The 25775-nt window shown below is 72.3% G+C and carries 23 protein-coding genes; 10 read left to right on the plus strand and 13 right to left on the minus strand.

Going from position 1 to position 25775, the window contains the following annotated elements; genetic code table 11:
- Positions 1-136: 136 nt before the first annotated feature.
- Entirely contained in the window at positions 137-3232 is a 3096-nt protein-coding gene (locus ABFX46_RS16105) for an AfsR/SARP family transcriptional regulator (protein ID WP_346042956.1), read from the minus strand.
- A 50-nt stretch (positions 3233-3282) separates the two neighbouring features.
- Here ABFX46_RS16105 and ABFX46_RS16110 point away from each other — a divergent pair, with 50 nt between their 5' ends.
- The 5 genes from ABFX46_RS16110 to ABFX46_RS16130 all read left to right on the plus strand — a co-directional run bounded on the left by ABFX46_RS16110 (position 3283) and on the right by ABFX46_RS16130 (position 9560).
- Positions 3283-3708: a limonene-1,2-epoxide hydrolase family protein gene (locus tag ABFX46_RS16110; RefSeq protein ID WP_346042958.1), complete on the plus strand. Its 426-nt coding sequence runs from the start codon at positions 3283-3285 to the stop codon at positions 3706-3708.
- A 108-nt stretch (positions 3709-3816) separates the two neighbouring features.
- Positions 3817-5466, plus strand: coding sequence for a serine/threonine-protein kinase (locus tag ABFX46_RS16115; protein WP_346042960.1), 1650 nt, complete (start codon positions 3817-3819; stop codon positions 5464-5466).
- Positions 5467-5559: 93 nt separating this feature from the next.
- Positions 5560-6600: a hypothetical protein gene (locus ABFX46_RS16120; RefSeq protein ID WP_346042962.1), complete on the plus strand. Its 1041-nt coding sequence runs from the start codon at positions 5560-5562 to the stop codon at positions 6598-6600.
- Positions 6601-6854: 254 nt separating this feature from the next.
- A complete protein-coding gene (locus tag ABFX46_RS16125; RefSeq protein ID WP_346042964.1) occupies positions 6855-7493 on the plus strand; it encodes a hypothetical protein in 639 nt (212 codons plus the stop codon).
- Between the two features lie 81 nt (positions 7494-7574).
- Positions 7575-9560, plus strand: coding sequence for an IS1096 element passenger TnpR family protein (locus ABFX46_RS16130; protein WP_346042965.1), 1986 nt, complete (start codon positions 7575-7577; stop codon positions 9558-9560).
- 12 nt (positions 9561-9572) lie between these two features.
- On the opposite strand, the gene ABFX46_RS16135 is transcribed toward ABFX46_RS16130, so the two are convergent.
- The gene (locus tag ABFX46_RS16135) at positions 9573-9725 is read right to left on the minus strand and encodes a hypothetical protein (protein ID WP_346042966.1); all 153 of its coding nucleotides are present in this window, start codon (positions 9723-9725) and stop codon (positions 9573-9575) included.
- Between the two features lie 247 nt (positions 9726-9972).
- Between ABFX46_RS16135 and ABFX46_RS16140 the strand changes: the two genes are divergently transcribed.
- The 5 genes from ABFX46_RS16140 to ABFX46_RS16160 all read left to right on the plus strand — a co-directional run bounded on the left by ABFX46_RS16140 (position 9973) and on the right by ABFX46_RS16160 (position 14409).
- Positions 9973-11013, plus strand: coding sequence for a beta propeller repeat protein (locus ABFX46_RS16140; protein WP_346042968.1), 1041 nt, complete (start codon positions 9973-9975; stop codon positions 11011-11013).
- A 132-nt stretch (positions 11014-11145) separates the two neighbouring features.
- Complete coding sequence (locus ABFX46_RS16145; RefSeq protein ID WP_346042970.1) at positions 11146-11865, plus strand: ABC transporter ATP-binding protein; 720 nt, start codon at positions 11146-11148, stop codon at positions 11863-11865.
- On the plus strand, positions 11862-12581 hold the full coding sequence (locus ABFX46_RS16150; RefSeq protein WP_346042972.1) for a hypothetical protein: 720 nt from the start codon (positions 11862-11864) through the stop codon (positions 12579-12581). The genes ABFX46_RS16145 and ABFX46_RS16150 overlap by 4 nt, the downstream gene beginning before the upstream one ends.
- Positions 12578-13705 (plus strand): sensor histidine kinase, encoded by a 1128-nt coding sequence (locus ABFX46_RS16155; protein WP_346042974.1) that lies wholly within the window; start codon positions 12578-12580, stop codon positions 13703-13705. Before ABFX46_RS16150 ends, ABFX46_RS16155 begins: the two co-directional genes overlap by 4 nt.
- Positions 13702-14409: a response regulator gene (locus ABFX46_RS16160; protein WP_346042975.1), complete on the plus strand. Its 708-nt coding sequence runs from the start codon at positions 13702-13704 to the stop codon at positions 14407-14409. The genes ABFX46_RS16155 and ABFX46_RS16160 overlap by 4 nt, the downstream gene beginning before the upstream one ends.
- A 22-nt stretch (positions 14410-14431) precedes the next feature.
- Here ABFX46_RS16160 and ABFX46_RS16165 read toward each other — a convergent pair whose 3' ends face one another.
- The 11 genes from ABFX46_RS16165 to ABFX46_RS16215 all read right to left on the minus strand — a co-directional run bounded on the left by ABFX46_RS16165 (position 14432) and on the right by ABFX46_RS16215 (position 25558).
- Positions 14432-14974, minus strand: coding sequence for a hypothetical protein (locus tag ABFX46_RS16165; RefSeq protein WP_346042976.1), 543 nt, complete (start codon positions 14972-14974; stop codon positions 14432-14434).
- Positions 14975-14983: 9 nt separating this feature from the next.
- Positions 14984-16444 (minus strand): alpha/beta hydrolase, encoded by a 1461-nt coding sequence (locus ABFX46_RS16170; protein ID WP_346042978.1) that lies wholly within the window; start codon positions 16442-16444, stop codon positions 14984-14986.
- 250 nt (positions 16445-16694) lie between these two features.
- Positions 16695-17027: a hypothetical protein gene (locus ABFX46_RS16175; protein ID WP_346042980.1), complete on the minus strand. Its 333-nt coding sequence runs from the start codon at positions 17025-17027 to the stop codon at positions 16695-16697.
- 16 nt (positions 17028-17043) lie between these two features.
- Positions 17044-18204: a S8 family serine peptidase gene (locus tag ABFX46_RS16180; protein ID WP_346042982.1), complete on the minus strand. Its 1161-nt coding sequence runs from the start codon at positions 18202-18204 to the stop codon at positions 17044-17046.
- Positions 18205-18242: 38 nt separating this feature from the next.
- Positions 18243-19526 carry a WXG100 family type VII secretion target gene (locus tag ABFX46_RS16185; RefSeq protein ID WP_346042984.1) on the minus strand — a complete coding sequence of 428 codons (1284 nt, stop codon included), beginning with the start codon at positions 19524-19526 and terminating at the stop codon, positions 18243-18245.
- A 2-nt stretch (positions 19527-19528) separates the two neighbouring features.
- Complete coding sequence (locus tag ABFX46_RS16190) at positions 19529-19999, minus strand: hypothetical protein (protein WP_346042986.1); 471 nt, start codon at positions 19997-19999, stop codon at positions 19529-19531.
- Positions 20000-20375: 376 nt separating this feature from the next.
- Positions 20376-20894 carry a hypothetical protein gene (locus ABFX46_RS16195; protein ID WP_346042987.1) on the minus strand — a complete coding sequence of 173 codons (519 nt, stop codon included), beginning with the start codon at positions 20892-20894 and terminating at the stop codon, positions 20376-20378.
- 61 nt (positions 20895-20955) lie between these two features.
- Positions 20956-23439: a hypothetical protein gene (locus tag ABFX46_RS16200; protein ID WP_346042989.1), complete on the minus strand. Its 2484-nt coding sequence runs from the start codon at positions 23437-23439 to the stop codon at positions 20956-20958.
- 27 nt (positions 23440-23466) lie between these two features.
- Entirely contained in the window at positions 23467-23979 is a 513-nt protein-coding gene (locus tag ABFX46_RS16205; RefSeq protein ID WP_346042991.1) for a hypothetical protein, read from the minus strand.
- A gap of 10 nt (positions 23980-23989) precedes the next feature.
- Entirely contained in the window at positions 23990-24670 is a 681-nt protein-coding gene (locus ABFX46_RS16210; RefSeq protein WP_346042992.1) for a DUF4352 domain-containing protein, read from the minus strand.
- Positions 24671-24688: 18 nt separating this feature from the next.
- Positions 24689-25558, minus strand: a complete 870-nt coding sequence (locus ABFX46_RS16215) for a ribonuclease HI (RefSeq protein WP_346042994.1) — start codon at positions 25556-25558, stop codon at positions 24689-24691.
- Between the last annotated feature and the right edge of the window lie 217 nt (positions 25559-25775).

Here is a 25775-nt window from a genome sequence, read left to right on the forward strand (position 1 = left end):
GGGACGCGCTGACCGTCCTCGCACCGTCCGCTGACAGCGCCCCCCGCCCGCCGTCAGCACCGAACCTCGTTCACCTGCGGCGTGTTGTTGTTATGGCGCCCCCGATAACAACAACACGCCGCAGGTGAACGGAGTTCTAGTTGTCGGTGAGGAGGGCGTGGGCGCGGTCGGAGGGGAGCGCGGCGCCCTCGGCGAAGGCCCGCTCGTAGGCGGCGTCGCCCAGCAGGCGGCGGGCGTCCGCCGCCACCCGCTCGGCATCGGCGTCGCCGACGGCCTGGATGCCGCGCAGCGCCTTCGCGACACCGAGCAGCAGCGCCGCGCGATCCCCGTCCCCCTCCGCGGCCGCCACCCCGGCCAGCGCGGTCGCCGCGGCCGTCCGGTAGAGGTACAGCGGGTGGTCGAACGACCCGTCCAGCGCCTCCCGCAGCAGTTCGCGGGCCCGTCCGGTGTCGCCCTCCGCGATCGCCAGCCAGGCCAGCCCGATCAGCACCGGACCCCGCGTCGCGACGGCGATGAACCGCTCGGACGTGTAGCCGGTCAGCGCCGTCTCGTACAGCCGCCGCGCCTGCGCCGCGTCCCCGCGCAGCCGCGCCACGTCGCCGAGCCCGTGGTAGCCGGCGGCGATCTTGTCCGGGGTCCCCGCCCGCCGCGCCAGCTCGATCCCGCGCTCGAACCCGGCGCGCGCCGCGTCCGGCGTCCCGCTCCGGATGAGCATGTGCGCCCGCTGGTAGAGCAGGTCGGCGGTGTCCTCCAGCGCGCCGAGGCGCCCGACGAGGTCCAGCGCCTCGTCCAGCAGCGCGACCGCGCGGGCGTGGTCGCCGCGCCAGCCCGCCACCTGGGAGAGGGTGTCGAGCGCGTTGGCGATGCCCCACCGGTCGCCGCAGGCCCGGAAGCCCCGCAGCGCCTCGCGGCACGCCTGCTCCGTCGCGGTGATGTCGCCGGCCGACTGGGCGACGAACCCGTCGCTCATCCGCACCAGCGCGCGCGTCCACGGATCGTCGCCGACCTGCCGGGCGAACACCGTGTTGTCGGTGCGGCCGGGACCGGCGGTGAGCGCCCACATGACGACCACCACCGGATACCGCACCTGCCGGTCGATGCCGTGCAGCAGCGCCGCGGCCCGGTCGAGCCACGCGACCGCCCGCTCGCCCGTGGCGCCGCCCGACACCGCGTTCGTCACGCACAGGACGTACTCCTCGTCGAGACCGTCCGGCGGGTCGGCGCCGACCGCGTCCAGCAGCTCGGACGCCAGCGCCGCGCCCTCCACCCGGCCGCGCAGCCACCAGTACCACGACAGGTACGCGATCATCCGGAGCGCGAGCGCCGGGTCGGCCCGGACCGACCACCGCAGCGCCGCGTGCAGGTTCCCGTGGTCGGCGGCGAGCAGATCGAGCCAGGCCAGCTGCTCGCCGCCGCGCAGGTGCGGGTCGGCGCGGCGGGCCAGGTCGGCGAAGTACTCCGCGTGGGCCCGCTCGAACTCCTCCCGCTCGCCCGCCTCGGCCAGCCGCTCGGCGCAGAACGCGCGGACCGTGTCGAGCATCCGGTACCGGGTGCCGTCGCTCTGCACGAGCGACTTGTCGGCCAGCTCGACCAGCAGCTCGTCGGCGTCGTCCAGGCCGCAGACGCCCATCGCCGCGTCCAGCGTGATCCCGCCGGAGAACACCGTCAGCCGCCGGGCGAGGGTCCGCTCGTCCTCGTCCAGCAGGCCCCAGCTCCACTCGACGACCGCGCGCAGCGTCTGGTGCCGCGGCGCCGCCGCCCGGTTCCCGCGCGACAGCAGCCGGAACCGGTCGTCCAGCCGCGCCGCGACCTCGGCCACCGGCAGCGACCGCAGCCGCGCGGCCGCCAGCTCGATCGCCAGCGGCAGCCCGTCCAGCGCCCGGCAGATCCGCAGGACGGCGCCGACGTTGCCCTCGTCCACCGCGAATCCGGGACGGACGGCCTCGGCCCGGTCCAGGAACAGCCGCACCGCCGGATACCCCTGGGTCTCCGCGGCCGGGACGCCGTCCGGCGGCACCTCCAGCGGCGGCAGCGGCCGCAGCGCCTCACCCGTGATCGCGAGCGCCTCCCGGCTGGTCGCCAGCACCCGCAGCTGCGGGCAGGCGCTCAGCAGCCGGTGCGTGATCCGCGCGACGACCGCGACGACGTGCTCGCAGTTGTCCAGGACGAGCAGCATCCGCCGTCCGTCCAGGGCCGTGACCAGGCGTTCGACCGCGTCCGGCGACGGCTCTCCGGGCGCGGGCAGCATGCCGCTCGCGCGCAGCCCGAGCGCGCCGAGCAGCGCCTTCGGCACCTCGTCCGCGACGACGGGCGCCAGGTCGACGAAGCAGACCTCGCCGTCCTCCCGCTCCGCCGCCTCGATCGCCAGCCGCGTCTTGCCCGCGCCGCCGGGCCCGAGCAGTGTGACCAGCCGGCCGCCGGCGAGCATCTTCCCGACGCGCCGCAGCTCCTCCTCGCGGCCGACGAAGCTGGTGAGCTGCGCGGGCAGGTTCGGCCGGACGCGCTCGGCCCCCTCCTCGCCGCGCAGGATCTTCAGATGCACCTCGGCGAGCTCTTTCGACGGGTCGGCGCCCAGCTCGTCGGCCAGGACCCGCCGCCCGTCCTCGAACACGGCGAGCGCCTCCGCCTGCCGACCGGCGCCGTGCAGCGCCCGCATCAGCAGCGCCCGCGCCCGCTCCCGCAGGGGCTGCGCGTCCACCAGGTCGCGGAGCACCGGGACCGCGGCCTCGGGATCGCCCGCCCGGAGCCGCGCCTCCCCGAGGCCCTCGACGGCCGACGCCCGCGCCTCCTCCAGCCGCGCCGCCCGCGCCGCCGCGAACGGGGCGCCCACATCGGCGAGCGCGGCGCCGCGCCACAGGCCGAGCGCCTCCTCCAGCAGCCCGGCCGCCTCCGCGGCGGTCGCGGCCCGCCGCGCGTCCCCGGCGAGCCGCTCGAACCGGTGCGCGTCGACGTCGTCGCGCTCGGCGTTGAGCCGGTACCCGGCGGGCAGGCCCTCGACCAGCGCCGCGTCCCCGAGCCCCCGCCGCAGCCGCGACACCTGCGACTGCAGCGCGTTCGCCGCCCCGCTCGGCGGCTCCTCCCCGTAGAGGCCGTCGATGAGCCGCTCGGTCGGGACGGTGCGCCCCGCGTCCAGTGCCAGCATGGCCAGCAGCGCCCGCACCGTCGGCCCGCCCACCGGCAGCACGTCGTCCCCGCGCCGAACCTCGACCGCTCCCAGGATGCCGAACCGCATGCCCGGATTCTCCCGCACTACCGTGGTGTTCCCCACCTCGGAGGAGCGCCATGACCGAGATCCAGATCGTCACCGACTTCCTCGCCGCGCTCGAAGACCTCGACATCGACCGCGCGCTCGCCTACGCCGCGCCGGGGATCGTCTACCAGAACGTCCCGCTGCCGCCCGCCCGCGGCCTGCCCGCCGTCGAGAGGACGCTGCGCGGCATGGCCCGCTACGGCACCGGCTTCGAGGCCCGCGTCCACACCATCGCCGCGAACGGCCCGGCCGTCCTGACCGAGCGCACCGACGTCCTGGAGCGGGGCGCCTGGCGCGCCGAGTTCTGGGTCTGCGGCACCTTCGAAGTGCACGACGACCGCATCACCCTGTGGCGCGACTACTTCGACTGGACGACCGTCCTCGCCGCCTCGGCCAAGGGACTCGCCGGCGCCCTCGTCTCCGCCCTCGGCGCCCGTCCCCGCCCCACGGCCCGCTGACACCCGGTTCGGGACGCCCGCCGCGCGCCGCCACCGGTATCGTCCATGTCCAATGAAACCGGGTGGGCGACGCCGGCATCGGTCCGGGTGCCGGGAAAATGGAGAGCGATGGAACCGCTGCGTCCGGAGGATCCGCAGACGATCGGCCGCTACCGGCTGACCGGGCGCCTCGGCTCCGGAGGGATGGGCGAGGTCTTCCTCGGCAGCTCGCCGGGCGGGCGCGCCGTGGCGGTGAAGGTCATCCGGCCCGACCTGGCCGCCGACCGGCAGTTCCGCGACCGCTTCGCCCGCGAGGCCGAGGCCGCCCGCAGGGTCGGCGGCTTCCACACCGCGCAGGTCGTCGAACTCGACCTGGCCGCCGACCCGCCGTGGCTGGTCACCGCGTACGTGCCGGGGCCGTCCCTCGCCGCCGTCGTCGCCGAGCACGGCGCCCTGCCCGAACGCTCCCTGCGCGTGCTCGGCGCGGGCCTCGCCGAGGCGCTGGAGGCGATCCACACCGCCGGGCTGGTGCACCGCGACCTGAAGCCGTCCAACATCCTGCTCGCCTCGGACGGTCCGCGCGTCATCGACTTCGGCATCGCGCAGGCGCTGGAGGGGACGTCGCTCACCGTGCCGGGCGGCTCCATCGGCACGCCGGGCTTCATGGCGCCCGAGCACATCCGCGGCGCCGCCGTCGGCCCGCAGGCCGACGTCTTCGCGCTGGGCACGGTCCTGTGCCACGCGGCCGGCGTCCATCCGTTCGGCGACGGCCCGGCCCAGACGCTGATGTACCGGATCGTCCACGAGATGCCGGACGTGTCGGAGCTGCCGTCGGGGCTGCGCGACCTGGTGGCCTCGTGCTTGGCGAAGGACCCGGCCGTGCGGCCGACGCCGGCGGAGGTGCTGCGGCGCCTGGGCCTGGCCGGCGAGGTCGCCCCGCTCGGCGACTGGCTGCCCGCCCAGGCGACCCGGATGGTCGACGCGTACCAGGCGGACGCCCCTGAGAACTCTGCGCCCGCCGCGACCCCGCCCCCCTATGGACCCGCCATGGGCGCACCTGCCATCGGCGGGCCGGTCATGGGCGGGCCGGTCATGGGCGGGCCTGCCGTAGACCCGGTCCCCATGGGCCGGCCTGCGATGGGTCCTCCGATGGGTGCGCCTGCCGTGGGCGCGTCCGCGATGGGGCCGCCGCCGATGGGCGCAACCGCGATGGGGCCATCGGCGATGGGGCCGTCCGCCTCGATGGGGCCGCCGATGGGGCCGCCGCTGGGGCAGTCGGCCCCGCCGGGGCCGCGCACCCGCAAGGGGTGGCCGCTGTGGGTGGGCATCGGCGCGCTCGGCCTGGCCGTCACCCTGGTCGCCGGGATCCTCATCGCGTCGAACCTCTCCGGTTCGTCCGGTCCGGCCACCCCCTCGGCGTCGGCGGACGCGGCGGCCGGGGAGTCGCCCGCCGCGCAGCGCTGCTCGTTCGAAGGCAAGCAGGTGACCGACCCCGAGGGGCGCCTGTTCGACACCTGGTCCTGCCGCACCGCGCGGCGTGGACCGCTCTTCCTCCAGCCGACGGCCGGGACGAGGACCGGCTACATCAAGTCGTCGAGCAACTGGTTCGTCTGCCAGGCCGACGGCGCGGCGAACCCGGGCGGGAAGGGAAAGACCTGGCTCTACACCCAGGGCGACGAGCGCTACAAGAACGACGGCTGGGGATGGTTCCCGGCCTCCTCGGTCTCGCCGACCTGGGCGGAGCAGCCCGTCCCCGACATCCCTCCCTGCACCTTCTGACAACGCGACCCGCGCCGTAGCGCAAACTTGCCAGTATTTCCTGTCACGGTTGTGACAAGCGCCGCCGGGGCGGCGTCCAGCACCATGATCGCCATGAAGCGCGCATGGATGATCGGAGCGGTCGCCGCCCTCGTCGCCGGGCTGGCGGCCCCGGCCCACGCGGCCGAACGCCCGTGGCGGACGACGGACGCCCCGTCCGGCCTCTGGCCCGAGAGCGGCCTCACCGACGTCACCGCGCCGGGCCCGCAGGACATCTGGGCGGCGGGCTTCGAGGGCCACTCCTGCGTGGACTGGTCGTGGCCCTTCATGGGCGCGGGCTCGGTCTGCAGCTCCAACGCGATCGTCCGCGAGTGGAACGGCTCCTCATGGCTGAACCGCAATCCGCCGGGCGCCTGGAACCTGGAGATCCAGGACATCGACGCGTCCACCCCCGGAAACGTCTGGCTCTCCGGCAGCAAGATGGGCCAGGGCTACCTGGCCCGCTGGGACGGCTCCCGCTGGACGCGGGTAACGCTGCCCGAATCGTGCGAAACGGCGACCTACCTCCAGCTCGAAGCCGTGGCCGACGGCGTCTGGGCGGTCAACGGCTGCCTGGCCCGCTGGCAGAACGGCACCTGGACCACCTATGACATCGACGCCTTCATCCACCGGATCCACGCGGTGAGCGACACGGAACTGTGGGCCGACGGCAGCCGCCTGGGCCCCTACGGACCGGCCATCTCCCGCTGGGACGGCAGCGCGTGGTCGGAGCCGGACGTCCCCGACGGCTACACCGACCTCCTGACGGCCGGCCCGAGCGGCGTCCTCCTGAGCGGGCCCGGCAAGGCCGACCTGATGCTCCGCCGAGGCGGGGCGTGGACGGCGATCCCGAAACCCCCGTCCGCCTACCTCGGCTACCGCATCGCCGACGACGGCTCCCTCTGGACGGGCACCGACCCCACCAAGCCCGGCGCGCTCTTCTACCGCTTCGACGGCGACACCTGGAACTCGACCCCCATGCCCGCCCAAACGGGCACCGGCCCCCGCAACCGCGGCGGCTTCGACTACACCCCCGTCTCCACCACACCCGGCACCATGGTCGCCGCAGCCACAACCCCAGGCGGAGGCCCCCTGACCATGACCAACCAGCCGTAGGACGATCACGCCCGCAGCCATGGCTGACGACTGCGGCAACGCGTACACGACCGCCGCTCTGCACGTCCGCGCTCGAAGACCCGCTCTGCGGGTGGGGTGCTTCGGCCGGGCGGGGGAGAGCGCCGTCACCGACGTGTCACCAAGCACCGGCGTCGGCGTGGACGGGGTTTCGGCGCCTATTTCGCGTATTACGGACAATCGGTGGAGCGGAGATGCGGCGGCTGCCAAGATCGCCGTACGGGAGGTGGTCGATCATGGTCGAGGCGGCGGTCGGCGGTGCGGAGGCGGGTCCGGGGAAGAGCGCGGGGGCTCCCCGGCGGCGAAGGAAGATCTTCGTGGTCCTCGGGGTGTTCCTGGCCGTGGTGGCGGTGGCCGTGGGCGGGGGTCTGGCATGGGCCGTCGTGCTGCCGAACATGCAGGGTCGCGGCGAGTACGAGGTCGTGCCCCACGCGGCCAAGGTCCTGGACGCCACCGAGGGGCTGGACCGCCGTATCGCGTCCAAACTGAAGATCGAAACGGACAGAGGCTGGGACCGCACCGGCGCCGGGGTCTTCACATACCAGTCCACGGCGTCCTGGGCGGCGTTCACCGGACTGGTCAGGGTGGACGTGCATTACTCGAGATACGCGGCGACCGCACTGAAGTCGGGCGCGGCGATCGCGGCCGCGGAAATGGACAAGCTCGGGGACCGCGACGCGCGCCCGATCGGCGGGCTGGGGGACGAGGCGATCGGCACTCCCGTCCCGAACGGGTTCCAGATCGATGCCCGTGACCGCAACGTCGTGATACGGGTGTCCTTCAACGCGCCCAGCAAGAAGTGGGGAGAAACGGAGGCCCATGCCCGGCCGATGGCCGCCACGGCCCTCGCCCTCCTGAAAGAGGCGAACCGCTAGCGACCGCTCAGCCACACCACCTCCGCCGGCGGACGGGCCGAAACGGCCTCACCGGGCCGGGCGCTGCGGAACCATGGGGCCGTGCGCATTCACCGGATCACGATCACGCTGCTGGACATGCCGGTCCCCGTCTGGCGGACGGTGGAGGTTCCCGCCGAGACGACCCTCGCGGGCCTGTACCCGGTCGTCCAGCAGGCGATGGGCTGGGACCTGCACGGTCACCTGCACGTTTTCGAGACGTCTGGAGGACGGTTCGGCGATCCCGACCCCGAGCTGGAGATCGGTGACGCCGCCCGCGTGACCCTCGACGAGGCCGCACCCCGTTTCGAGTACCTCTACGACTTCGGGGACGGCTGGCGGCACGAGATCGCCATGACGGAGACCCTCGCCGCCGACCCCGAGGCGCGTTACCCGCGGCTGCTGGACGGCGCCGGCGCCTGCCCGCCCGAGGACAGCGGCGGCCCGATCGGGTACGCGACGATGCTCGAGGCGCTCGCCGACCCCTCCCACGAGGACCACGGGCTCTACCTGGAATGGACGGGCGGCGGCCACGACCCGGCGGACTTCGACCCGGCGGCCGCCGACCGGAGACTCCGCGCGGAACTCCTGGGCGCGGACGAGTGGCTCGCCGCGGAGCGGATTCCCGAGGCCATGCGCGTCAAGGCGTCCGGCATCGTCGCGATCAGCGACGAATTCTGCCTCGGCCACCTCGACACCGCGTTCGCCGAACTCTGCCGCACGGCCACCGCGAAACTCGCCCGCAAGCGCCCGTCGCCCCTCGCCCGCGGCGAACTGCGCATCTGGGCGGCCGGCATCGTCTACGCGATGGGCCGCGTCAATTTCCTCGGCGACGGATCGCACCCCCTGCACAAGTCCGCCCACGAGATCTCCGCCCTGCTGGAGGTCAGCAAATCGACGATGCAGCAGAAGGCGGCCCGCGTCCTCGACGTCCTGGACATCGGCACGTTCGACCCGGAATTCGCGCACCCGGGCCTCCAAGCCCACCCGCTCCACCAGGCCGGAGAACTGCTCCGCCTGTTCTCCGAAACGGACCCCGAACCGGTGCCCCTCGACGAACTCCTCGACTCGATGGTCGGCGGCATCCCGGACGAACTCCTGAGCGAGGCCGACGCCCTCGACGCGGAGCTGTTCTTCTCCGAGATGATGGGCGCCTGGTGGGGGCAGGAACTCATCGACGCCGACATCGACGAGGTCTTCTGCGGCGGCCTCATCGAACGCGCCGCCGACCGCCGCACCCCGCAGGCCCTCGCCCTCCTGCGCGCCTTCGCCGTCCTGGCCCCGCCCCCGTTCGCCGCTCGCGCCGCACAGGCCGCGAACGACCTGTCGGCAGCCGGCGTCCCCGACCCGTCCTGGGCGGGAACCATCGGGACGGCCGAACCCGGCGAATGCTGGACCTACTGCGACATCTACGGAGACCAGCGCTCGATCATCTGCCTCTTCTCCCGCGACTCCGGCCGGGACGCCCTCTGCGTCCTGATCGACGACTCCCTCGGCCGGATCGCCAAGGACGCCTACCTCGCCGACCAGCCGGACCTGGTGCTCAGCGAGCTCAAGGCGCAGGCCTCCACCGAACCCGCCGCCGTCCTGGAGCCCATCGACCCCGCCGTGGCCCGTGCCCTGATGGAGACCGCGTTCGCCAACACCACCGCGGACGCCCCGGTGAGCGAGAACTTCGGCGGCGACCGCGCGGCGGCGCTCTGCCGCATCCGCGCCCTCCCGCTCGGAGGCGTCCTCGAACCCGTCCCCGTCCATGACGAGGAGGCCCGCCGAGCGCTCGTCGCCGAGTTCCTCAACGACCACCCTGACGTGCCCGCCGAGCCTGTCCGCTGGATCGTGGACCACGGCTGCGACCACGACCTCGGCCGGCCCCTGCGCGTGAGCCCCGCCAAACTGGATCAGCTCCTCCTCACACCGACCCGCTTCCCTCTGGAGGCGGTCCTGCCCGCCTGGACCCGCTGGGCCGCAGCCCGTCAGAACCTCCCCGAGGAAGCGCGGAAGGCCCTCGCCGAAATAGCCGACGAACACGCAGCAGCCATGGAGCCCTGAAGCCCGGCGCCCTCACCTCAGGACGATGCGGTTCGGAAGCCCGTCGATCCGCCCCTCCTCCCGAAGTTTCAGGAGGTCCTCGGCGAAGGCACGGCCGATGTCGGGGCCGCGGCGGTTCCAGCCGAAGAAGCGGGCCGCGAGGATGGTCGGTTCGGTCTCGTCCATGCCGGGGGATTCGCCGATGAGCTGGCGTGGACGTGCGGGGGATGTTGGAGCCGCGACCGCTTCCGGCCGTCGGAGGGCAGGGTGTGCGGATAGTCGGTCCGGCCCCTCGAAACGCCCAGGACTTCGAGGTGGGTTCGTTGACGCGTGAGTGCGCGGAGCCCGCCTGAGACACGGGATGGACGGCGTGCGGCCGAGAAGGTGTCAGTAAACACTGGCGCGATTGCGTGTGGGGCTTCATAGTGCTGGCATGAAACGAATCATGGTCGCCGTGGTCGGGATGACCGCCGCTCTGGTCGCCGTTCCCGGGACGGCGCAGGCCGCCGTCACCGACTTCCACTCCGTCTCGCTGCCGTTCCTCTGGCCGGACGCGGGGCTGAACGAGGTCACCCCGGACGGGACGGGCGGCGTTTGGGCCGGAGGGTCCCAGGGCGCCTACTGCATTCCGCTGTTCGACCACTGCGAGCCCTACAACGGCAATCCGGTCGTGCGGCGCTATACCGGCTCGTCCTGGAAGGAGTACCCGCTGAGGGGATGGTCGGGAGACGGAGGGATCGGCACCATCTCGACCTATGGCGCCGAGACCTGGATCTCCGCCCGCCGCACCTGGGGGGACACGCCCGGCTACCTCGGGCGGTTCGACGGATCGGCCTTCCAGCGTGTGGCCGGTGTCCATTCCGAAGGGGACAGAGTCAGCACGGGGCCTGCCGGAACGTGGCTGTACAACGGGCCCGGCTCCGTTCACCGGCGCAATGGCAGCGCATGGACGCCGGTCCCGATTCCCGAGGAAATGCGCTCTGTCAACGATGTGCAGGCACGTACGGCGACCGACGCCTGGCTCGTCGGTGACCGGTACACCGATGCCGGGAACCATTCGCTGCCGGCCCTGGCGCATTTCGACGGCACATCCTGGACGAGCGTCACGCCCCCCGAGCTTCCGGCCGGAGTCAACGACTGGATCACCAAGGTCGTCCCGGTTGCGGCGGACGACGTCTGGGTCATCATGAACGGCTACCTCGCCCACTGGAGCGGCGGCGCGTGGACCGTCGTCCCCGCGCCCGAGAATGCCGGAATCCTCTACGACCTCGCGGTCGACGCGTCCGGTACGCCGTGGGTCGCGGGCAGCCCAGGCGGCGACCCGAACCTGTACCGGTACAGCGGCGGTGCCTGGGAACTCGCCACCCTGCCGACCGGGACGCGGGTCAACGGCATCACCGTCCTTCCCGGCACGTCCACTGTCTGGGGCGTCGGGTTCAACAGCGGCAACGCGGCTGCGGTGACCAACTCGTAAGGGAACGACCTCGGCCGTGCGCGCCGAACCGGCCGCCGAGGCGTCCGGCTCAGGACGTCATGCCCTGGTCGGAGGACGGGTTTCGACCGTGGTCTGATGACCGGGAGACGCGGGCGGCCGAAGCTGGGCGGCATGACATCACAGACGGAGGCCGCCCCGGCGATCAGGGTCGAGGGGCTGACGAAACGGTACGGCCGCCGGACGGTGGTCGACGACCTGACGTTCACCGTCCGGCCGGGCGCGGTGACGGGCTTCTTCGGCCCGAACGGCGCGGGCAAGACCACGGCGATGAAGGCGGTCGTGGGGCTGGCGCGGCCGTCGGCGGGCTCGGTGTCGGTGCTGGGCGCGCCGGTGGCCTCGCTGGTGCCGGACGCCCGCCGGATCGGCGTCCACATCGAGCCGTGCGGCGCGCACCCCGCCCGGACTGCCCGCGCGCACCTGCGGGCGCTGGCGCTGGCGGCGGGGCTGCCGCGCCGCCGCGCCGACGAGGTCCTGGAGATCGCCGAGCTGACGGGGGCGGCGCGCCGCCGGGTCGGCGCCTTCTCGCTGGGGATGCGGCAGCGGCTCGGGCTCGCCGCCGCGCTGCTCGGCGACCCCGAGATCCTGGTGCTGGACGAGCCCGCCAACGGCCTCGACCCGCAGGGCATCCGCTGGCTTAGGACGATGCTGCGCGAGCGGGCCGCGAAGGGCGGCACGGTGCTGCTGTCCAGCCACCTGCTCGCGGAGGCCGCGCAGACCGTCGACGACGTGGTCGTCATCGACCGTGGCAGGCTGGTGCACGAGGGACCGATCAGTGAGGTCGAGTCGCTGGAGGACGTGTTCCTCGAGCTCACCGGAGGGGCGCAACGATGATCGGCCTGCTTCGCGCGGAACTGCTCAAGTCGGTGACCACCCGCGCCGTGTGGGGGTTCGCGATCGGCGGGATGGCCTTCGCCGCCCTGAACGCGGTGCTCGTCGCCAAGGCGTCGGGGACGCTCGACGAGATCCCGGAGAAGAAGGAGGCGCTGGCGGGGCTCCCCGTCCTCCTGCTGCTGTGGGGGCTGGTCGGCGCGGCCGGCGAGTACCGCCACCGGACCGCCGCGCCCACGGCGCTGGTCGCCCGGCGCGGCCGCGGAACCGTCCTGGCGGTGCGGATCGCGGCGTACGCCCTGACCGGGCTCGGGCTGGCGCTGCTGATCAACGCGGTCGCGGCCGGCGTGGCGCTGCCCCTGCTGGCGGACCAGCCCGGCCCGGACCTGACGTCCGCCCAGGCGGCCGAGGTCGTGGCGGGCAACGTCGGGGCTTTCGTGCTGGCGGCGGTGCTGGGCGCGGCGGTCGGCGCGCTGGTCCGCGTCCCGGTCGCCGGCGCGGTCGTCCTGCTGATCCTCGCCCTGGTGGTGCAGCCCCTGGTGGGCGGCGCGTGGGAGCGGGAGGGGAACCTCCTGCCGTTCGGCGCGGCGGGCGTCATGACGGGCGGGACCCACAACACGACGCTCACGGTCGCGGAGGCCGGTGCGGTGTTCGCGGTCTGGACGGTCCTCGCGGTACTGGTCGCGGTCGCGTGCGAACGACGGCGCGACCTGGCGTGAGCGTGAGCTTCGCGGAGCGGATCCGGGCGGTGCGGGGCCTGCGGGCCGCGCACCGCCCGGTGCTGTTCGACATCGCGCTCGCCGCGGCGGCGACCTTCGTGGAAGTGGGGCTGCTGTTCAACGACGGCACGCGGCCCGTGCCGCTGCCGATCGCGGTGACCGTCCTGACCGGTGCGGCACTGCTGGCCCGCCGCCGGTTCGGGGTGGCGGTGACCGCGGTGACGGTCGCGTCGGCGGCCGTGCTGGCCGCGGCCGGCCACTCGCCCGGAGGCGCACCGGTCGTCGTCGCGCTGTGGTCGCTCGCCGAAACACGCGATCGGCGCGTCTCCCTCGCGGTGCTGGCACCGGTGGTCGTGTTCCTGGTCGCCGACAGCATCTGCGCCCCGCCGGTCCCGGTCGGCGCGTGGATGCTCGGCGCCTACATGCAGACGCGCCGCCGCTACGTCCGGGCGGTCGAGGAGCGGGCCGCCACCCTCGAACGCGAACGGGAGCAGCTCGACCTGATCGCGGCCCAGCGCGAACGCGGCGCGATCGCCCGCGAACTGCACGACATCGTCGCGCACTCGGTGACGGTGATGCTGATCGGGGTCCGCGGCGCCCGCGACGTCCTGGAGACCGAACCGCGGGTGGCCGCGCGGACGCTGGAGCAGGTGGAGACCAGCGCCGAGCAGAGCCTGGCCGAACTGCGCCGGATCCTCGTCCTGCTGCGCGACCGGCAGGCGGCGGAGACGCGGCCGCAGCCCTCACTCGGCGACCTGGACGAACTGGTCGCCGGGTACGTCGCGGCGGGCCTGCCGGTCCAACGGGAGATCACCGGGGGACCCCGGGACCTGCCGAGCGGAGTGGAGCTGTCGGCCTACCGGATCATCGAGGAGGCGCTGACCAACGCGCTGAAACACGCCGGCGCGACACTGGTCACGGTACGGCTGGACTACAGCGGCACTGACCTGGAGGTGCGAGTGCAGGACGACGGGACGGGAACCGGCGAGCCGGGCCCCGGCGGCCACGGCCTGGTGGGGATGCGGGAGCGGGTCGCGGTGCTCGGCGGCGAACTGGAGACCGGCCCGGCCCCCGGCGGCGGATTCCAGGTCGCGGCACGGCTGCCGATCGGGGAGCCCGCGTGACGATCCGGGTGCTGATCGTCGACGACCAGGAACTGATCCGGATCGGCTTCCGGCTGTTCCTGCAGACCCGTCCCGACCTGGAAGTCGTCGGCGAGGCCGCGGACGGCCACGAGGCCGTCGCGCGAGCGGCCGAACTGCGTCCCGACGTCGTCCTGATGGACGTCCGGATGCCGCGGATGGACGGCGTCGAGGCCACCGCCCGCATCACCGCCGCGGACCGTCCTCCAACGGACGAGCCCGACTCGACCGCCCGTCCGCCGCGCGTACTGATCCTCACCACCTACGACCTCGACGAATACGTCTTCGGCGCGCTGCGCGCCGGGGCGTCCGGATTCCTGCTGAAGGACGCGCCCCGCGAGCGGCTCCTGGAGGCGATCCGCGTCGTCCACCAGGGCGAGGCGCTGCTGTCCCCGTCGATCACCCGCCGCCTGATCGAGGACTACGCCGGACGCACCGACCCCGTCCGGCCGTCCCCGGACCTGCTGAGCGCCCTGACCCCGCGCGAGCGCGAGATGCTCCTCCTCGTCGCCCAGGGCCTGTCGAACCAGGAGATCGCGGCGCGCCTCGTCGTGACCGAGGCCACCGTCAAAAGCCACGTCGGCAGCGTCTTCGCCAAACTCCACCTGCGCGACCGCGTCCAAGCCGTCGTCCTGGCCTACGAACACGGCATCGTCGTCCCGGGCCGCCGCCCGAACCCCCCATAGACCCGCCCGGGTGAGCCCAGGCTCAGATCTTGGTGTTCAGATCTACGCTCGGCGGCGCCACGTAGATGCGCGAATCTATTGTGACGAGCAGGATGGGGCCCTTGGTGCGGGTCGGCTGTACCCACTCAAGCGATAGTTTCGAGTGGTCATCGGCGCGTTCGGCCCAGAGTTCGGGGTCCTGTTCCCACATCGGGTCCCGGCCCTCCTCGGCTATTCTCCAACCGGCCGCAGGCAGTGCTTCGCGGACGCGTTCGTATCCATCGCCGATGGCCTTGTTCGGCAGCCCCCAGATAGAAAAAGAACCGTTCATCGCATAGCCGCGCTCGATTCCTCGGGCGTTCAGGTTGATCAGTGCTGCAGGAGGAAGCCCCTTCCCTTTCGGAAGGTCGGCCATCTTCTTGATGGCGGCGAGATGGGACTCCACCTGTGACCGTACCGTTTCCGGGTCTGCCACCTTCGGCTCATAGCCGATGTCCTTCATTTCACTGCACCCACTCATGACGATCGATGCGACCACGGCCAGCAGCGAAAGACCAAGCCGTGGATATCGATGGCGATCCCGCATGCTCTTCCTTTATTCGTTGCCTGCGATGACTTTGGCCATGTTCTTGAGGCTGATCGACGTCTCGTCGAAATAGGAGGTGTGCGCTTCGGTGGGATCGAATCCTTCCGCTCTCGGGCCATAGTCCAGGGTCCTGCCGCCGAAGGCCGGGTCTCCCGGGACCGTGGGCACGCCCAGGTATCGTCCCGGCAGTTCCGTGTAGTTCCCGCCGTACGGGACGGGGTCGCCCGGCGCCCGGTCGGAATAGACGTGTTCGGGGCCGATCCCGAGGTCCGCGGCACGGCCCGCCTCGACCCCCGGGCTGCCCGCGAAGATGATGTCATCGGTGTTGAGGTCGCCGTGTACCGCGGCGGAGCCGATGACCGTGCTTCCGTAACTGTGCCCGATCATGGTCAGGTGAGTCGGGTTCCCCTGATGAGAGACGCGCGTTCCGTCGACGAACTGGTTCAACAGGGGCGCTCCATGGTCGGCATAACTCCGGAACGGCGCCTCTAACGGGATGCTCTGCGGCGCGTCGTACCCCAGCCACGTGATCGCCGACACCGGCTGCCCCGGCGATATCTCGGCCGTTTTCATCCAGAGGCTGTTGCCGCGGTGCAAGCCGGTTTCTATCCCGGCGAGGTTCGCATAGGTGCCGGGGACGTAGACCGCGGTGTGGGCAGCCGTATCGGGGTTGCCCCTGGCGACGATGGCGTGGCCGTTGCCGCGCGTGTCGAAGCCCAGCAGGTAGCCCTCGGGAAGGTTCTTCTGGCCTGCCATGTCCAGGTTCGTCTGGATGGCGTCCATGCCTTTCAGTTGGCCTGCGAGCCTGTCGTGCTCGTCCTTCCAGATCTGGTAGAGCGGGTTGGTCACCGGGCCGGTCGGGCCGCTGAGGAACTGCTCGGGAGGCTTTCCCAAGGCGTTCAGGCGCTGCTGGACGTCCGCGTGCGTTTCATGGAGGACGAGGCGGTTGGCCTGGTCGCGGACGTCGGCGGGAAGTCCGTCCAGCGCGCCGATTCTGTCCGGGTGCGCGGTGATGTACTCCTGGCGCTGCTCCGGTGTGAGGCCGCGCCACCATTTCGCCGTCTTCTTCGGATCCTTGCCGTCCGGGACGCGGAGCCGGAGGGCGGTGTCGGCGAGCCCGGCCACCAGCCGCCCGTCGTTTCGGGCGTCCAGCCACGTCCTCGCCGTCACCTGCAGGTCCGGGGCGGCGGCGAGTTTCGCGAGCGCAGCCGCGTATCTCTCGTCGATCGCGGTCGCCCGGGTCACGGCGCGGCGGATCTGGTCGGCGATCGCCTGCGCCCGTGCCCGGTTGTCGCCGCCCTGGGCGCCGAGAGCCAGGCCGCCGGCCCCGGTGGCGGTGCCGCCGTGCCGCATGGGCGGCGAGGCCGGATAGCCGACCCGCCCGTCGGGGCTGACGGTGAACCCGAGCCTGGCCGCCTCGGCGAGAGCCTGTCGCAGGGATTTCTGCTGGGCGCCGAGTTCCGCGAACATCGAGGCCAGCAGTGTCCGGACGTCCCCGGACTCCGCCATTCCGTACTCGAAATTGCGGCTCAGCCGGGTCAGCCGCTGGAAAGCGGCCTCGGCGTCCTTCCCCTGCCAGGTGCCGTGCAAGGGCGCCGATAACCGGCGGTCGGCGGTGTCCCGCCCGGCCTCCAGTTCGTTCATCAGGCGGCCCCAGCCGTCACCAGCGGTCTTCACCGGCCCCAGGTCCAGCTTCTGGAGCTGCTGCATCGACACCACGTCAGCCGTCCGCCTTGAGATTGAGCAGATCGTTGAAGTTCTTGTTCATCCCGGTGACGAGCCCCTGCTCGGTCGCTTCGTCGTTGCCGGCGTTGGCCCGGAACGTCTCGGCGATCGACCAGCATTCGCCGCGCAGCGCGCCGAGCCGTTCGTCCCAGGAATGGAAGACTTTCGCCAGTGCGCCCGCGAACGCGAAACCGTCCGCGCCCGCCGCGACGCCCTGGTGGGCGTTCTCCAGGTTCTTCAGCGACTTCTGGACGTGGTCGCCCAGGGCGTCCGCCGACGTGCCCGTCTTCCGCAGATGCGCAGGGTCGAACTTCCGAGTCTCGGTCACGGGCTTTCCTCTCTGTTCACGCCCTGCGGCCGACTTTTCGGCGGCGGCTCACGATGAGGACTGCGGCGGCCAGTCCCGCGACGACCAGGCTCGCGCCCGCCGCCCCGGCGGCGATCGTCCCCACCGGAAGCCCGCCGGAGCCGCCTTCGGGTTTCGCCGCCGCCACCGGTTGCCGTGACGGCGCTCGGTCCGTGGACGCCTTCCAGCGGTCGAACGCCTCATAGACGGGGTTGGGCGCGCCGGACGGGACCGGGTACTCGGCGGGGTCCATCGCGTTGCGGACGAGGAGAACCCCGTAGCCGGTCCGCGGGTCCCATTCCTCGCCGCCGATCGGCATGGCCGTGGCAAGGATCCGCTGCACGACCGTCCGCCCGGACATGCCGGGATTCCGCGACCGGATCAGGGCCACCGCCGCCGACGTCAGGGCGGCCGCCCCGCTGGTTCCCGCGGAGTCGGGGTAGTAGGTGCCGTCCTTGCCCACAAGCCCCATCTGCGCACCGGGCGCCGAGATGGTCACATAGTTCTGCCGCTGGGTCCTGTGCCAGGGCTTCGTTGCCTTGGTCACCGCCCCCACCGCGAGCACTCCCGGACACCGCGCTGGCTGCTCCGCGGCGTTCGTGCCGTCTCCGTCGTTTCCGGCCGCGGCGACCAGAACGACGTCATGCCCGATCGCGTACGCGATGGCGGACTGGAGATCGTCCTCGCATCGGACCGACGTTCCGCCGATCGACATGTTGACGACCTTGGCCCCGTGGTCGACGGCGAACCGGATCCCCTGCGCGATCTCGGTGATGTTGTCCTCGGTCGCGGAACCGTGCGGAAGGCGCACCGGGATGATCTTCGCTTCGGGGGCCAGCCCCACGTATGCGGTGCGTCCGCCGCCGCGTCCCGCGATGAGTGCGGCGATGGAGGTACCGTGTCCCTGCTCGTCGAAGTCGACCTGCCCCCTGGTATGTCCGCCGGCCGTGTCGAGGCCGGGCAGGACGGCACCGGAGAGTTCGGGCAGCCGCGCGTTGACGCCGTCGTCGATCACCGCGACCGTCACGCCGGTGCCCTTGCTGAGCGGCCACACCTTCGTCTCGACCGACCATGCGTGAAACCACCACTCGTCGCTGCGCGGGACGGGAGCGGCAGAGGCCGCGGGTGTTGCGGCGGTCCAGGTCAGTGCGATCGCCACCGCACCCGCGCAGATGCGCCGGCCCCACGCCCGGGGCGTCAATCCGTCCACTCGATTCGCCGCTCATCGGCGGCAGGGGTGGCGGTGTCGCGCGACTCCAACCGCTCCAGCCGGGCGAGGACCCTGCGCAGCAGGGCCTCTTGCTCGGTCGGCTCGTCATCGGAGGCCTTCTCGGGTTCGGTGGGCTTGGACGCCACCTCGCCTATGACCCCCGGCGCGACCTCCCGATCGTCGTACCAGATGTCCTGCTCGCCGAGCCACGTTCTCCGGTTGTGCTCCCTGGAGCCGTCTCCTCCGCGCCCGGAACCGCCGGGGAATCCGACGCCCGGTGCGCCTGGACGGCCTGCCGGTGCCGTCCCGCCCGTCACGCCGCGCGCGGGTGCCGCTCCAGGACCACCGGCGCCGGGTAGGAGCCCTGGGCCCGCACCTGTCGCTCCGCCGGAAACACCACCTCCGCCCCCGGCGATGCCTCCGGGGAGACCGGACCCGGCCGGACCGCCGCCCGCGCCGAGCCCGCCGCCCGGGCCGGCCCCGCCGGACGGGCCGGAGCCCGGCAGGCCGCCGGCGCCGCCGGACGTCCCGAGGCTGGCCAGGTCGGTGCCGCCCCGGCCATCGAACTGCTGCGCACCGCTGGTTCCCGTGCCGCCGAGAACCGAGCCTGGACCAGCGCCAGGAACGTGGGTGCCGCCGCCCGTCTCCTGCGAGCCGGCCGATCCGGATGCGTGCCCACCGCGATCGTCTCCGGGAGAACCGGGACCGGTGCTCGATCCTCCCGCAGGCGCGGTTCCGCCGGCGCCGCCGGTACCCACCTTCGTGCTCGGCGATCCGTAGTCGGATCGCCTGCCCGTGCTGATGCTCGGCAGGCCGGTGGAGATGTCGGCGGGGATGGCGTTCCAGGTCTGCGTGGCGCGGGCGTTGGCACCCTGCATCCACTGGCGCGCCTCGTCGACGGTCTTCGGGGTCGGCATGCTCTGCTGGTACCAGGCCAGGTAGCTCGTCCCGTGGGTCTTGACGGCGTTGCCGACCTCCGCCGATCGGGAGGAGATCTCGAACGCGGCGGCGAAAAGGTCCCTCAACTGGCGTTGGGCGGCATTGGACGCGGGTCCCTTCCACGCGTCCGCGAGGTCATGGGCGAACTTGCGCAGGTCCGTCATCGCCTGGTCGTAGGCGTTCGCAAGGTCCACGTAGCTCTGGCCGGAGGCGGACACCGACGCGGGGGCGGTGCCGCGGAGCAGCGACGTGATCTCTTCCTTGGACGTGTACGAGGCGGGCGATCCGGACGGGATGCCGCCGCGCAGCGAGGAACTCTGGTGCTCGGTCATCGTTACCGGCCCGCCTCCGGCCAGGTCGGCCCGGGGCCGGGCACGGCGGTGCTCGGACGCTCGCCGGTGGTCGGGACGGACGGCGGCGCCCCGCTCAGCAGCCGGTCGAGTTCGCGGATCTTCGCCTCGATCGCGGCCTCGTGCTTGTCGTACACGTTCGCCGTCGCGTACAGCTTCTTGACCACGGTTTGCATCGAGTGGATGAACCGCAGGTGGTGGTCGCTGATCGCGGCGTGGGCGGTGGACGCGGTAGCGGCCAGCTGGACGGCGGCGTCCCAGCGTCCGAACGCCGAGGCCGGCGCGGAACCGGCGGCGCTCAGGTGCGCCGTGGCCGCGGAGATCATGGTCTCCAGCCGGCTCTCCAGCCGCCGCGCGAGCGATGTCAGGTCACCGACGACAAGGTCGGGCCCCGTGCTTTCGAGTCCGGGCCAGGCGCGCGCGTCTGGTGGCAGCCCCGAACGTGTCGGCGGCACAAGTACCTCCATGGGGGGAGCGAGGAAGTAGCGGAAGCGCGGGGACTTGACCAGACATCTTTCACCATGGACCACCATTCGTCAAAGCATTGAGCGGCAGTTCTTCCGCCGGTAGTTAGTGAGGCTTTTAAAGCTATCGACGCATAGATCCTGTCGAGATCCGTTTTGTGCAGGTAGCGCCCCCTCGGGCTGGGCCGTCTCGTTCCAGGTCCCCTGGTTTACGGCATTGGGCCCATGCCGTATTGGGGATTTCGGCTCGTCCGGGCGGATGGCCGGCACCGGTCGGCCGGCGGGTGGCCGACGATGGAGAGCGGCAAGGGCGGGCGGGACGGCCCGGCCTCCCAAGGAGGACGGGCCGTCGCGGATCGTTCGGGGCTCAGCCGGTGCAGAGCCCTTCGGCCTTGCTGCGGGCAGCGAGTCCGGCGACGCCCGCCTTGCGCGCGTACCGGTAGTCGGCGGCCGCGGCCTTGTCCGGGACGAACCGCCATTGCCCCTCCTCGTAGAGGAAGGTGTACGAGAACACCGCGATCGACCGGGAGACCCGGACAGTCGCGCTGTCACCGGAGACCCTGACCTTCTCGATCGTGAACCGCAGTCCGGTGGCGGACGGGCACAGCGCGTGGAGCTTCTCGTAGTCCGCGCGGGAGATCATGCGTTTGCCCGCCGCCGTCCACAGGTCCCACGCCTCGCCGTACTCGCCCGCGGCATAGGCGTCGAACTCGTCCTGCGCGGCGGTCCGGACGGCGGCCTCGGTCTTCGGCTGCGCGGCCGGCCGCGTCGGTGACGCGGCTGGCCGCCCGTCCGACGGCGCCGTGGCGGCGGCGGGGTCGCCGTCGCCGCAGGCGGTGAGGGGCGAGAGGAGCAAAATGGGAAACAGGGCAACGATTCGGCGCAACGTGAACTCCATGGTCAAGGGCGGTGGGTATCGCACGTAACGAAGTGGTCGGGGAATCAGTTCATTCCAAGATGAAGTCGAGTTCTGCGGCGGCGTCCTCAACAAGTGTCAGTATTTTTTGGGAGAACCGGTTCTGGTAGGGCTCTGCGGGCAGTGGCGGGGGTATCGCTTCTTCGTAGATCTCTGTGCTCAGGATCTCGGCGCGGCGAGATGCGGAGCCTTTTCCGTGCTCCATGTAGGCGCGCGTCCAGGCGGGGCGGGGGTCTTGCGTGATCAGTCGGTCGACCAGCGCCGTGATCCGCTTGGTGACGGCGCTCGAAATGTCGCCGATGATGATCTCCTGCTCGTCGGTGTCCGGCTCGGGGCCGGTCCAGCGGACGGGGCTTTGGATCATCCGGTAGACCGCGTACTCCACTGCCGTTCGCAGGCTCGCCGCGGGGCGCAGGTCCTTGTACTCGTCGGTGTGGCCCTCCGACAGGCGCCGCGTCAGCGCCTTGACGCTGCTCCAGTGCTTCTTCGGCGTCTCCGGGCAGTAGGCGAGCCCCAGGATGCAGCGCCACCGGGTGTGGAAGGACCGGGCTGCCTCGGCGACGGCGTCCGTCAGCTGCCCGCTTTTGTAGACCGGGCGCGCCGGCCCCGTCTCGCCCCGGACCGCCTCCTTCGTGAGCGCTTCGAGGAGGCCGTTGAGCTGCCGCATCGTGCGCCGGGACGCCTTCGGCCGGCGCGGGTCGATGCGTTCGGGGTCGAGGACCTGCTCGATGCCGCCGACGAAGTAGCGCGCCTCGTCCAGGCGGCGGCGCAGTATCCGCTCGGCCAGCCCGAGCTCTTCCCGGATCTCGCTCAGCACGTTCTCGGCCGATCCGAGGACGTGCCTCTCGCGGTCGGAGAACGAGCCGAGGTTGTCGCCCTTGACGAGGTCGAAATGGGTGAACAGGAAGAACAGCTTCTCGCCGTTCCCCGTGGCCGCCGCCGTCCGCATCACCGCGACCGGCGCCGCCTGCATCGGCTGCTGGGCGTTGTCGACGAGGACGATGGCGTCGACCTCGTCCAGCCGCTTGCGGAGGGGCGTGGACACCTCGGCGACGGAGCCGGGCGTGTGCCCGAGCCCCTCCCCGTCGATCAGGACGAGCCGCGCCTCGTGCTCGGCCCAGTGCGGGCGGAACGGCCCCGCCGCCCGGATCCCGTTCACCAGCGGAGTCAGCAACCGGCCGAAGAGCGCCGCCCGGTTGCTGGAGAACCTGGTGACCGCGCGCAGGAACTCGGCCCGGTCGGCGCACTCCCAGGACCAGGACACCGGCCACCCGTCCGGGGCGCGGTGCAGGTCGCCCTCCGTCAGCAGCTCGAAGCGGTCCTCGATGGCGTTGAGGAACGCGTCGACGATCAGCGCACAGGCATCGGAGCGCCGCACGCGCGTTTCGAGTTCGTCCTCGATGTACTCCTCGAGCGGCCGGTCCTCGTGCCCGGATCCGGCCGCGTCCCGCCGGACGGCGGCCAGTTCGGCCGCGACCGCGTGCTCAACGGCTCGTACCGCGTTCTGGACGAGCTCCGTCGTCCGCGGGTCGGCCGTGCGCGAAGCCGGTGCGGCCGGTGCGGGAACCTCCGCATCGCCGTCCAGTTCGCCGTCCAGGTCGTCGTCGATGTCGTCGGTGTCGTCGTCGGTGCCGGCGGCGTCCGAGGCCCCGGGGAGGGCGGCGCGGCCGAGGAGGTAGCTGAACCGGTAGCGCTGGCTGACGTGGTCGAGCAGCCGGTTCTGGATCACCTCCCGGGGCCGCCCTTCGAACACCGCCCGCGCCGCCTCCCAGACGTTGTCGCGCAGGTGGTCGGTGATCTCGTCGCGGCCGGCGAAGGTCACGGCGGCACGGAAGGGGCCCGCGGCCGTGAGGACGATCTCGGTGTCGGCCACGGTGGTCTTCGCGGTCGAGGTGGACGGGAACCGCTCGGTCTCGGGGTCCGTGCCGAGCAGTTGCCGGACGACCGTCGTCTTCCCCGCCCCCGTGGTGCCCAGCAGGAGCACGTGCCGGTATCCCTCGGCGGCCCCGGGAAGCGGCAGCAGCTCGTCCCGCAGGGAGGGAAAGTCTCTGGACGGGGCCTGCGCGGCCGGGTCACCCGCCTTGGCGCGTTCGGTGAGCCGCCATTCCCGCTCCACCGCGTCCGCGAGGTCCGGAGGCATCCGCCAGTGGCCGAGGTTGTGCGGGGCGGGGACGGGGTCGGCCAGCGGAACCGCGTCCGCCAGCTTCCAGTGGATGAACCGCTTGTCGGCCCAGGGCCCGCAGTCGCACGATCCCTCGTCGCACACGTCCGCCACCCGCGCCACGGCCACGATCATGTTCCGCTCACCGCACAGCGCGTCGAGGCTCTCCGGTGAGCGGCCGGTCAGCCGGCTGGTCAGGCGCCTCAGGTCGCCGTCCATGGCGGAGCCCGCGCAGATGGCGATCCAGCCGCGCTGTTCCGTCGAGTACGGGCGGTTGTAGACGGTCTGGTGGCCGTGGGCGATCGCCCATGCGGCCGGCTGGGGGACGGTCAGAGCCCAGCAGAGTTCGGACAAGTCACATCCTCGGATAGGGGCCCGTATTCAGGGGGCGGACGTCTCGATGAACTTGACGAGAGGGGTGAGGAGGCGGCCGTGGTGTTCGGGGCGGTCGCCGTCGAAGCGGGCGAGGACGCGGTCGAACTCGGCCCGGTCGCGGGTCTCCCACGTCCACGACTCGGGCCAGCCGGACGGGTCGCGGTGCAGTTCGCCGACGTCCAGGAGGAGGAAGCGGTCGCGGACGGCGGCGAGGAGGGCCTCGACGACCCGCGCGGTCACCGGCGAGCGCCGGACGTGGGATTCGGCATCCTCGGTGCCGACGTCCCGGACCAGCCGGCGGACCGCCCCCGCCGCCGACCGGACCAGTTCCGCCGCCCCCGTGTCGGCCGGGCCCAGGACGTGGCCGAGCGGGAACGGCCCGCCGTCCAGGAGGACGTCCCGGATCACCGGCTCGGGGCGTTGGGCGAGGGCCGCGCGGGCCGCCTCCCAGACGGTGTCGCGGAGGCGGCCGGCGATCTCGTCGCGGCCCGCGAAGATGACGGTGGCGCGCACGGCCATGGCCCCGGCGTCAGCGGTTCCCGAGCGGGACGGTGACGCCCCCGGACCACATCGAGTCGTGCAGCTCGATGGCCTTCAGCTTCGTCCCGCGCGGGACGTCGTAGATGAGCGTGCCCTTGACCGAGTTCCCCGGGTTGATCTGCTCGAAGAACGACTTGGACTCCTGGCTCGTCCACGTGGACGCCTCCGGGTCGGCCTCGAACTTGCGGCCCTTGGCGTCGATGAGCGTCTGGTTCACGTCGCTGAACGTCCGGGACCGGTCGCCGATGTTCTTCACGGTGACGTAGATGAAGACGAACTGCCCCTGGGCGGTGTCGCCGAAGTACTGGTCGCCGACCTTCTTCACGCCCTTCTTCACCTTGGTGACGGTGAAGGCGAACTTGCCGTCGCGGTACTCGCGGCCGATCCCGTTGACGACCTTCTTCTCACCGGGCGCCTTCGTCTCGCCCTTCTCGCCCTGCTCGCTCTTCTCCACCGGCTTCTTCTCGGCGGCCGGGGACTCCGAGTCGGACGCGACGGGCGCATCGGACGAACTGGCCACGACCGCGACGCACGACACCATCATGAACAGCCCGGCGGCGGCGCCGATGATCCCGTAGAGGCAGCCCTTCCCGCGCTTCCGCGGCGGCGGGACGGCGTAGGCGGGAAGCGGCGGGACGGGGCCCTGCCCGTAGGGCTGGTGGGGGTTCATCTCGTTCTCCAGAAGATCTCAGGCGGCGAGTTCGCCGGGGGTTCGGTCGGGGGTGTCGTGCCATGCGCGGAGGAACGCCTCGACGAGGCCCTCGGCGCGGGCGGCGCAGTCGAAGGGGTCGGCCGCGTTGCGGCGGGCGATGGACGCGAGGGAGTCGGCCGTCTCGTTGAGCGGATGGCCGGAATGCCCCTTCACGTGCTCGAACGCCAGCCCGGGACGTCCGGCGACGCGGCGGGCCAGCCGGACCAGGGACGGCGGGGCGCCGCGGCGGGGCCGCAGGTCGTAGCCGTCCGGCAGCAGGCCGGTGTCGCCGCGCCGCCACGCCCGCAGGAAGCGGAGCGCGGGCCGGCTGTCGAGCAGCAGCGTCAGCTCCGGGCCGCCGTCCCCGACGCGGTCGAGCAGGAGGCCGACGGCCCGCAGCTCGCTGACCAGGACCCGGCTGGGCCCGGTCGGGTCCTGCGGCCCGAACGTCCAGCCGCGCATGCCCCAGCGGCCGTCGCCGACGACGTAGCCGAGGCCGCAGGTGCCGCGCTTCCAGCTCGCGTCGGTCGCGGCGACGAGCGGGCCGGGCGGCCACCCGGGCACCCGGCCCTCCACCGGCCTCCGGCCCCGGGCCGGGGGCGGCGGCAGGTGCGGGCAGTCCGGGTGGTGCTCCCCGGTGTCGACGTAGTGCTCGGCCTCGCCGGCGAGCATCTCCGCGATCGGGTCGTCGCCGTGCCGGACGGCGGCGAAGCACAGCCACAGGAGCCGGCGGGCGACTCCGCAGCACCCGCACATCGAGGCCCGTGTCGCGCAGGCGCGCAACCGCTGGGTGCGTGCCGCGAGGTCCGCCGGCATCCGTCCCTGCGCGTCGTCGAACTCGCGCAGCGGCATCGTCGGGACATGCACGGGTCGCCACCTCCGCTCTCTGGCCTGGGGAAAGGACGACGCTGCCGGCATCGCCCGGGGGGTTTGTCTGTACACAGCAAACCACACTCGACGCTGTGAACGCAATCAACAAACAAAACGAATCGAGCACGTGTGAGGTCGAGTGTCGTGGGCGGTGGGGACGTGAATCAGATCAACCGCCGTGATAGGCACTAGGGTGATGCCGACCCTGAACGTC

The organism is Actinomadura chokoriensis, from assembly GCF_039529475.1.
Classification (GTDB): Bacteria; Actinomycetota; Actinomycetes; order Streptosporangiales; family Streptosporangiaceae; genus Spirillospora; species Spirillospora bangladeshensis.

Bases quoted from the DNA above. Each gene is read 5' to 3' on its own strand.
- ABFX46_RS16105 (WP_346042956.1), bottom strand. From the start codon at position 3,232: ATGCGGTTCGGCATCCTGGGAGCGGTCGAGGTTCGGCGCGGGGACGAC.
- ABFX46_RS16110 (WP_346042958.1), top strand. From the start codon at position 3,283: ATGACCGAGATCCAGATCGTCACCGACTTCCTCGCCGCGCTCGAAGAC.
- ABFX46_RS16115 (WP_346042960.1), top strand. From the start codon at position 3,817: ATGGAACCGCTGCGTCCGGAGGATCCGCAGACGATCGGCCGCTACCGG.
- ABFX46_RS16120 (WP_346042962.1), top strand. From the start codon at position 5,560: ATGAAGCGCGCATGGATGATCGGAGCGGTCGCCGCCCTCGTCGCCGGG.
- ABFX46_RS16125 (WP_346042964.1), top strand. From the start codon at position 6,855: ATGGTCGAGGCGGCGGTCGGCGGTGCGGAGGCGGGTCCGGGGAAGAGC.
- ABFX46_RS16135 (WP_346042966.1), bottom strand. From the start codon at position 9,725: ATGGACGAGACCGAACCGACCATCCTCGCGGCCCGCTTCTTCGGCTGG.
- ABFX46_RS16140 (WP_346042968.1), top strand. From the start codon at position 9,973: ATGAAACGAATCATGGTCGCCGTGGTCGGGATGACCGCCGCTCTGGTC.
- ABFX46_RS16145 (WP_346042970.1), top strand. From the start codon at position 11,146: ATGACATCACAGACGGAGGCCGCCCCGGCGATCAGGGTCGAGGGGCTG.
- ABFX46_RS16150 (WP_346042972.1), top strand. From the start codon at position 11,862: ATGATCGGCCTGCTTCGCGCGGAACTGCTCAAGTCGGTGACCACCCGC.
- ABFX46_RS16165 (WP_346042976.1), bottom strand. From the start codon at position 14,974: ATGCGGGATCGCCATCGATATCCACGGCTTGGTCTTTCGCTGCTGGCC.
- ABFX46_RS16170 (WP_346042978.1), bottom strand. From the start codon at position 16,444: ATGTTCGCGGAACTCGGCGCCCAGCAGAAATCCCTGCGACAGGCTCTC.
- ABFX46_RS16185 (WP_346042984.1), bottom strand. From the start codon at position 19,526: ATGACCGAGCACCAGAGTTCCTCGCTGCGCGGCGGCATCCCGTCCGGA.
- ABFX46_RS16205 (WP_346042991.1), bottom strand. From the start codon at position 23,979: ATGGCCGTGCGCGCCACCGTCATCTTCGCGGGCCGCGACGAGATCGCC.
- ABFX46_RS16210 (WP_346042992.1), bottom strand. From the start codon at position 24,670: ATGAACCCCCACCAGCCCTACGGGCAGGGCCCCGTCCCGCCGCTTCCC.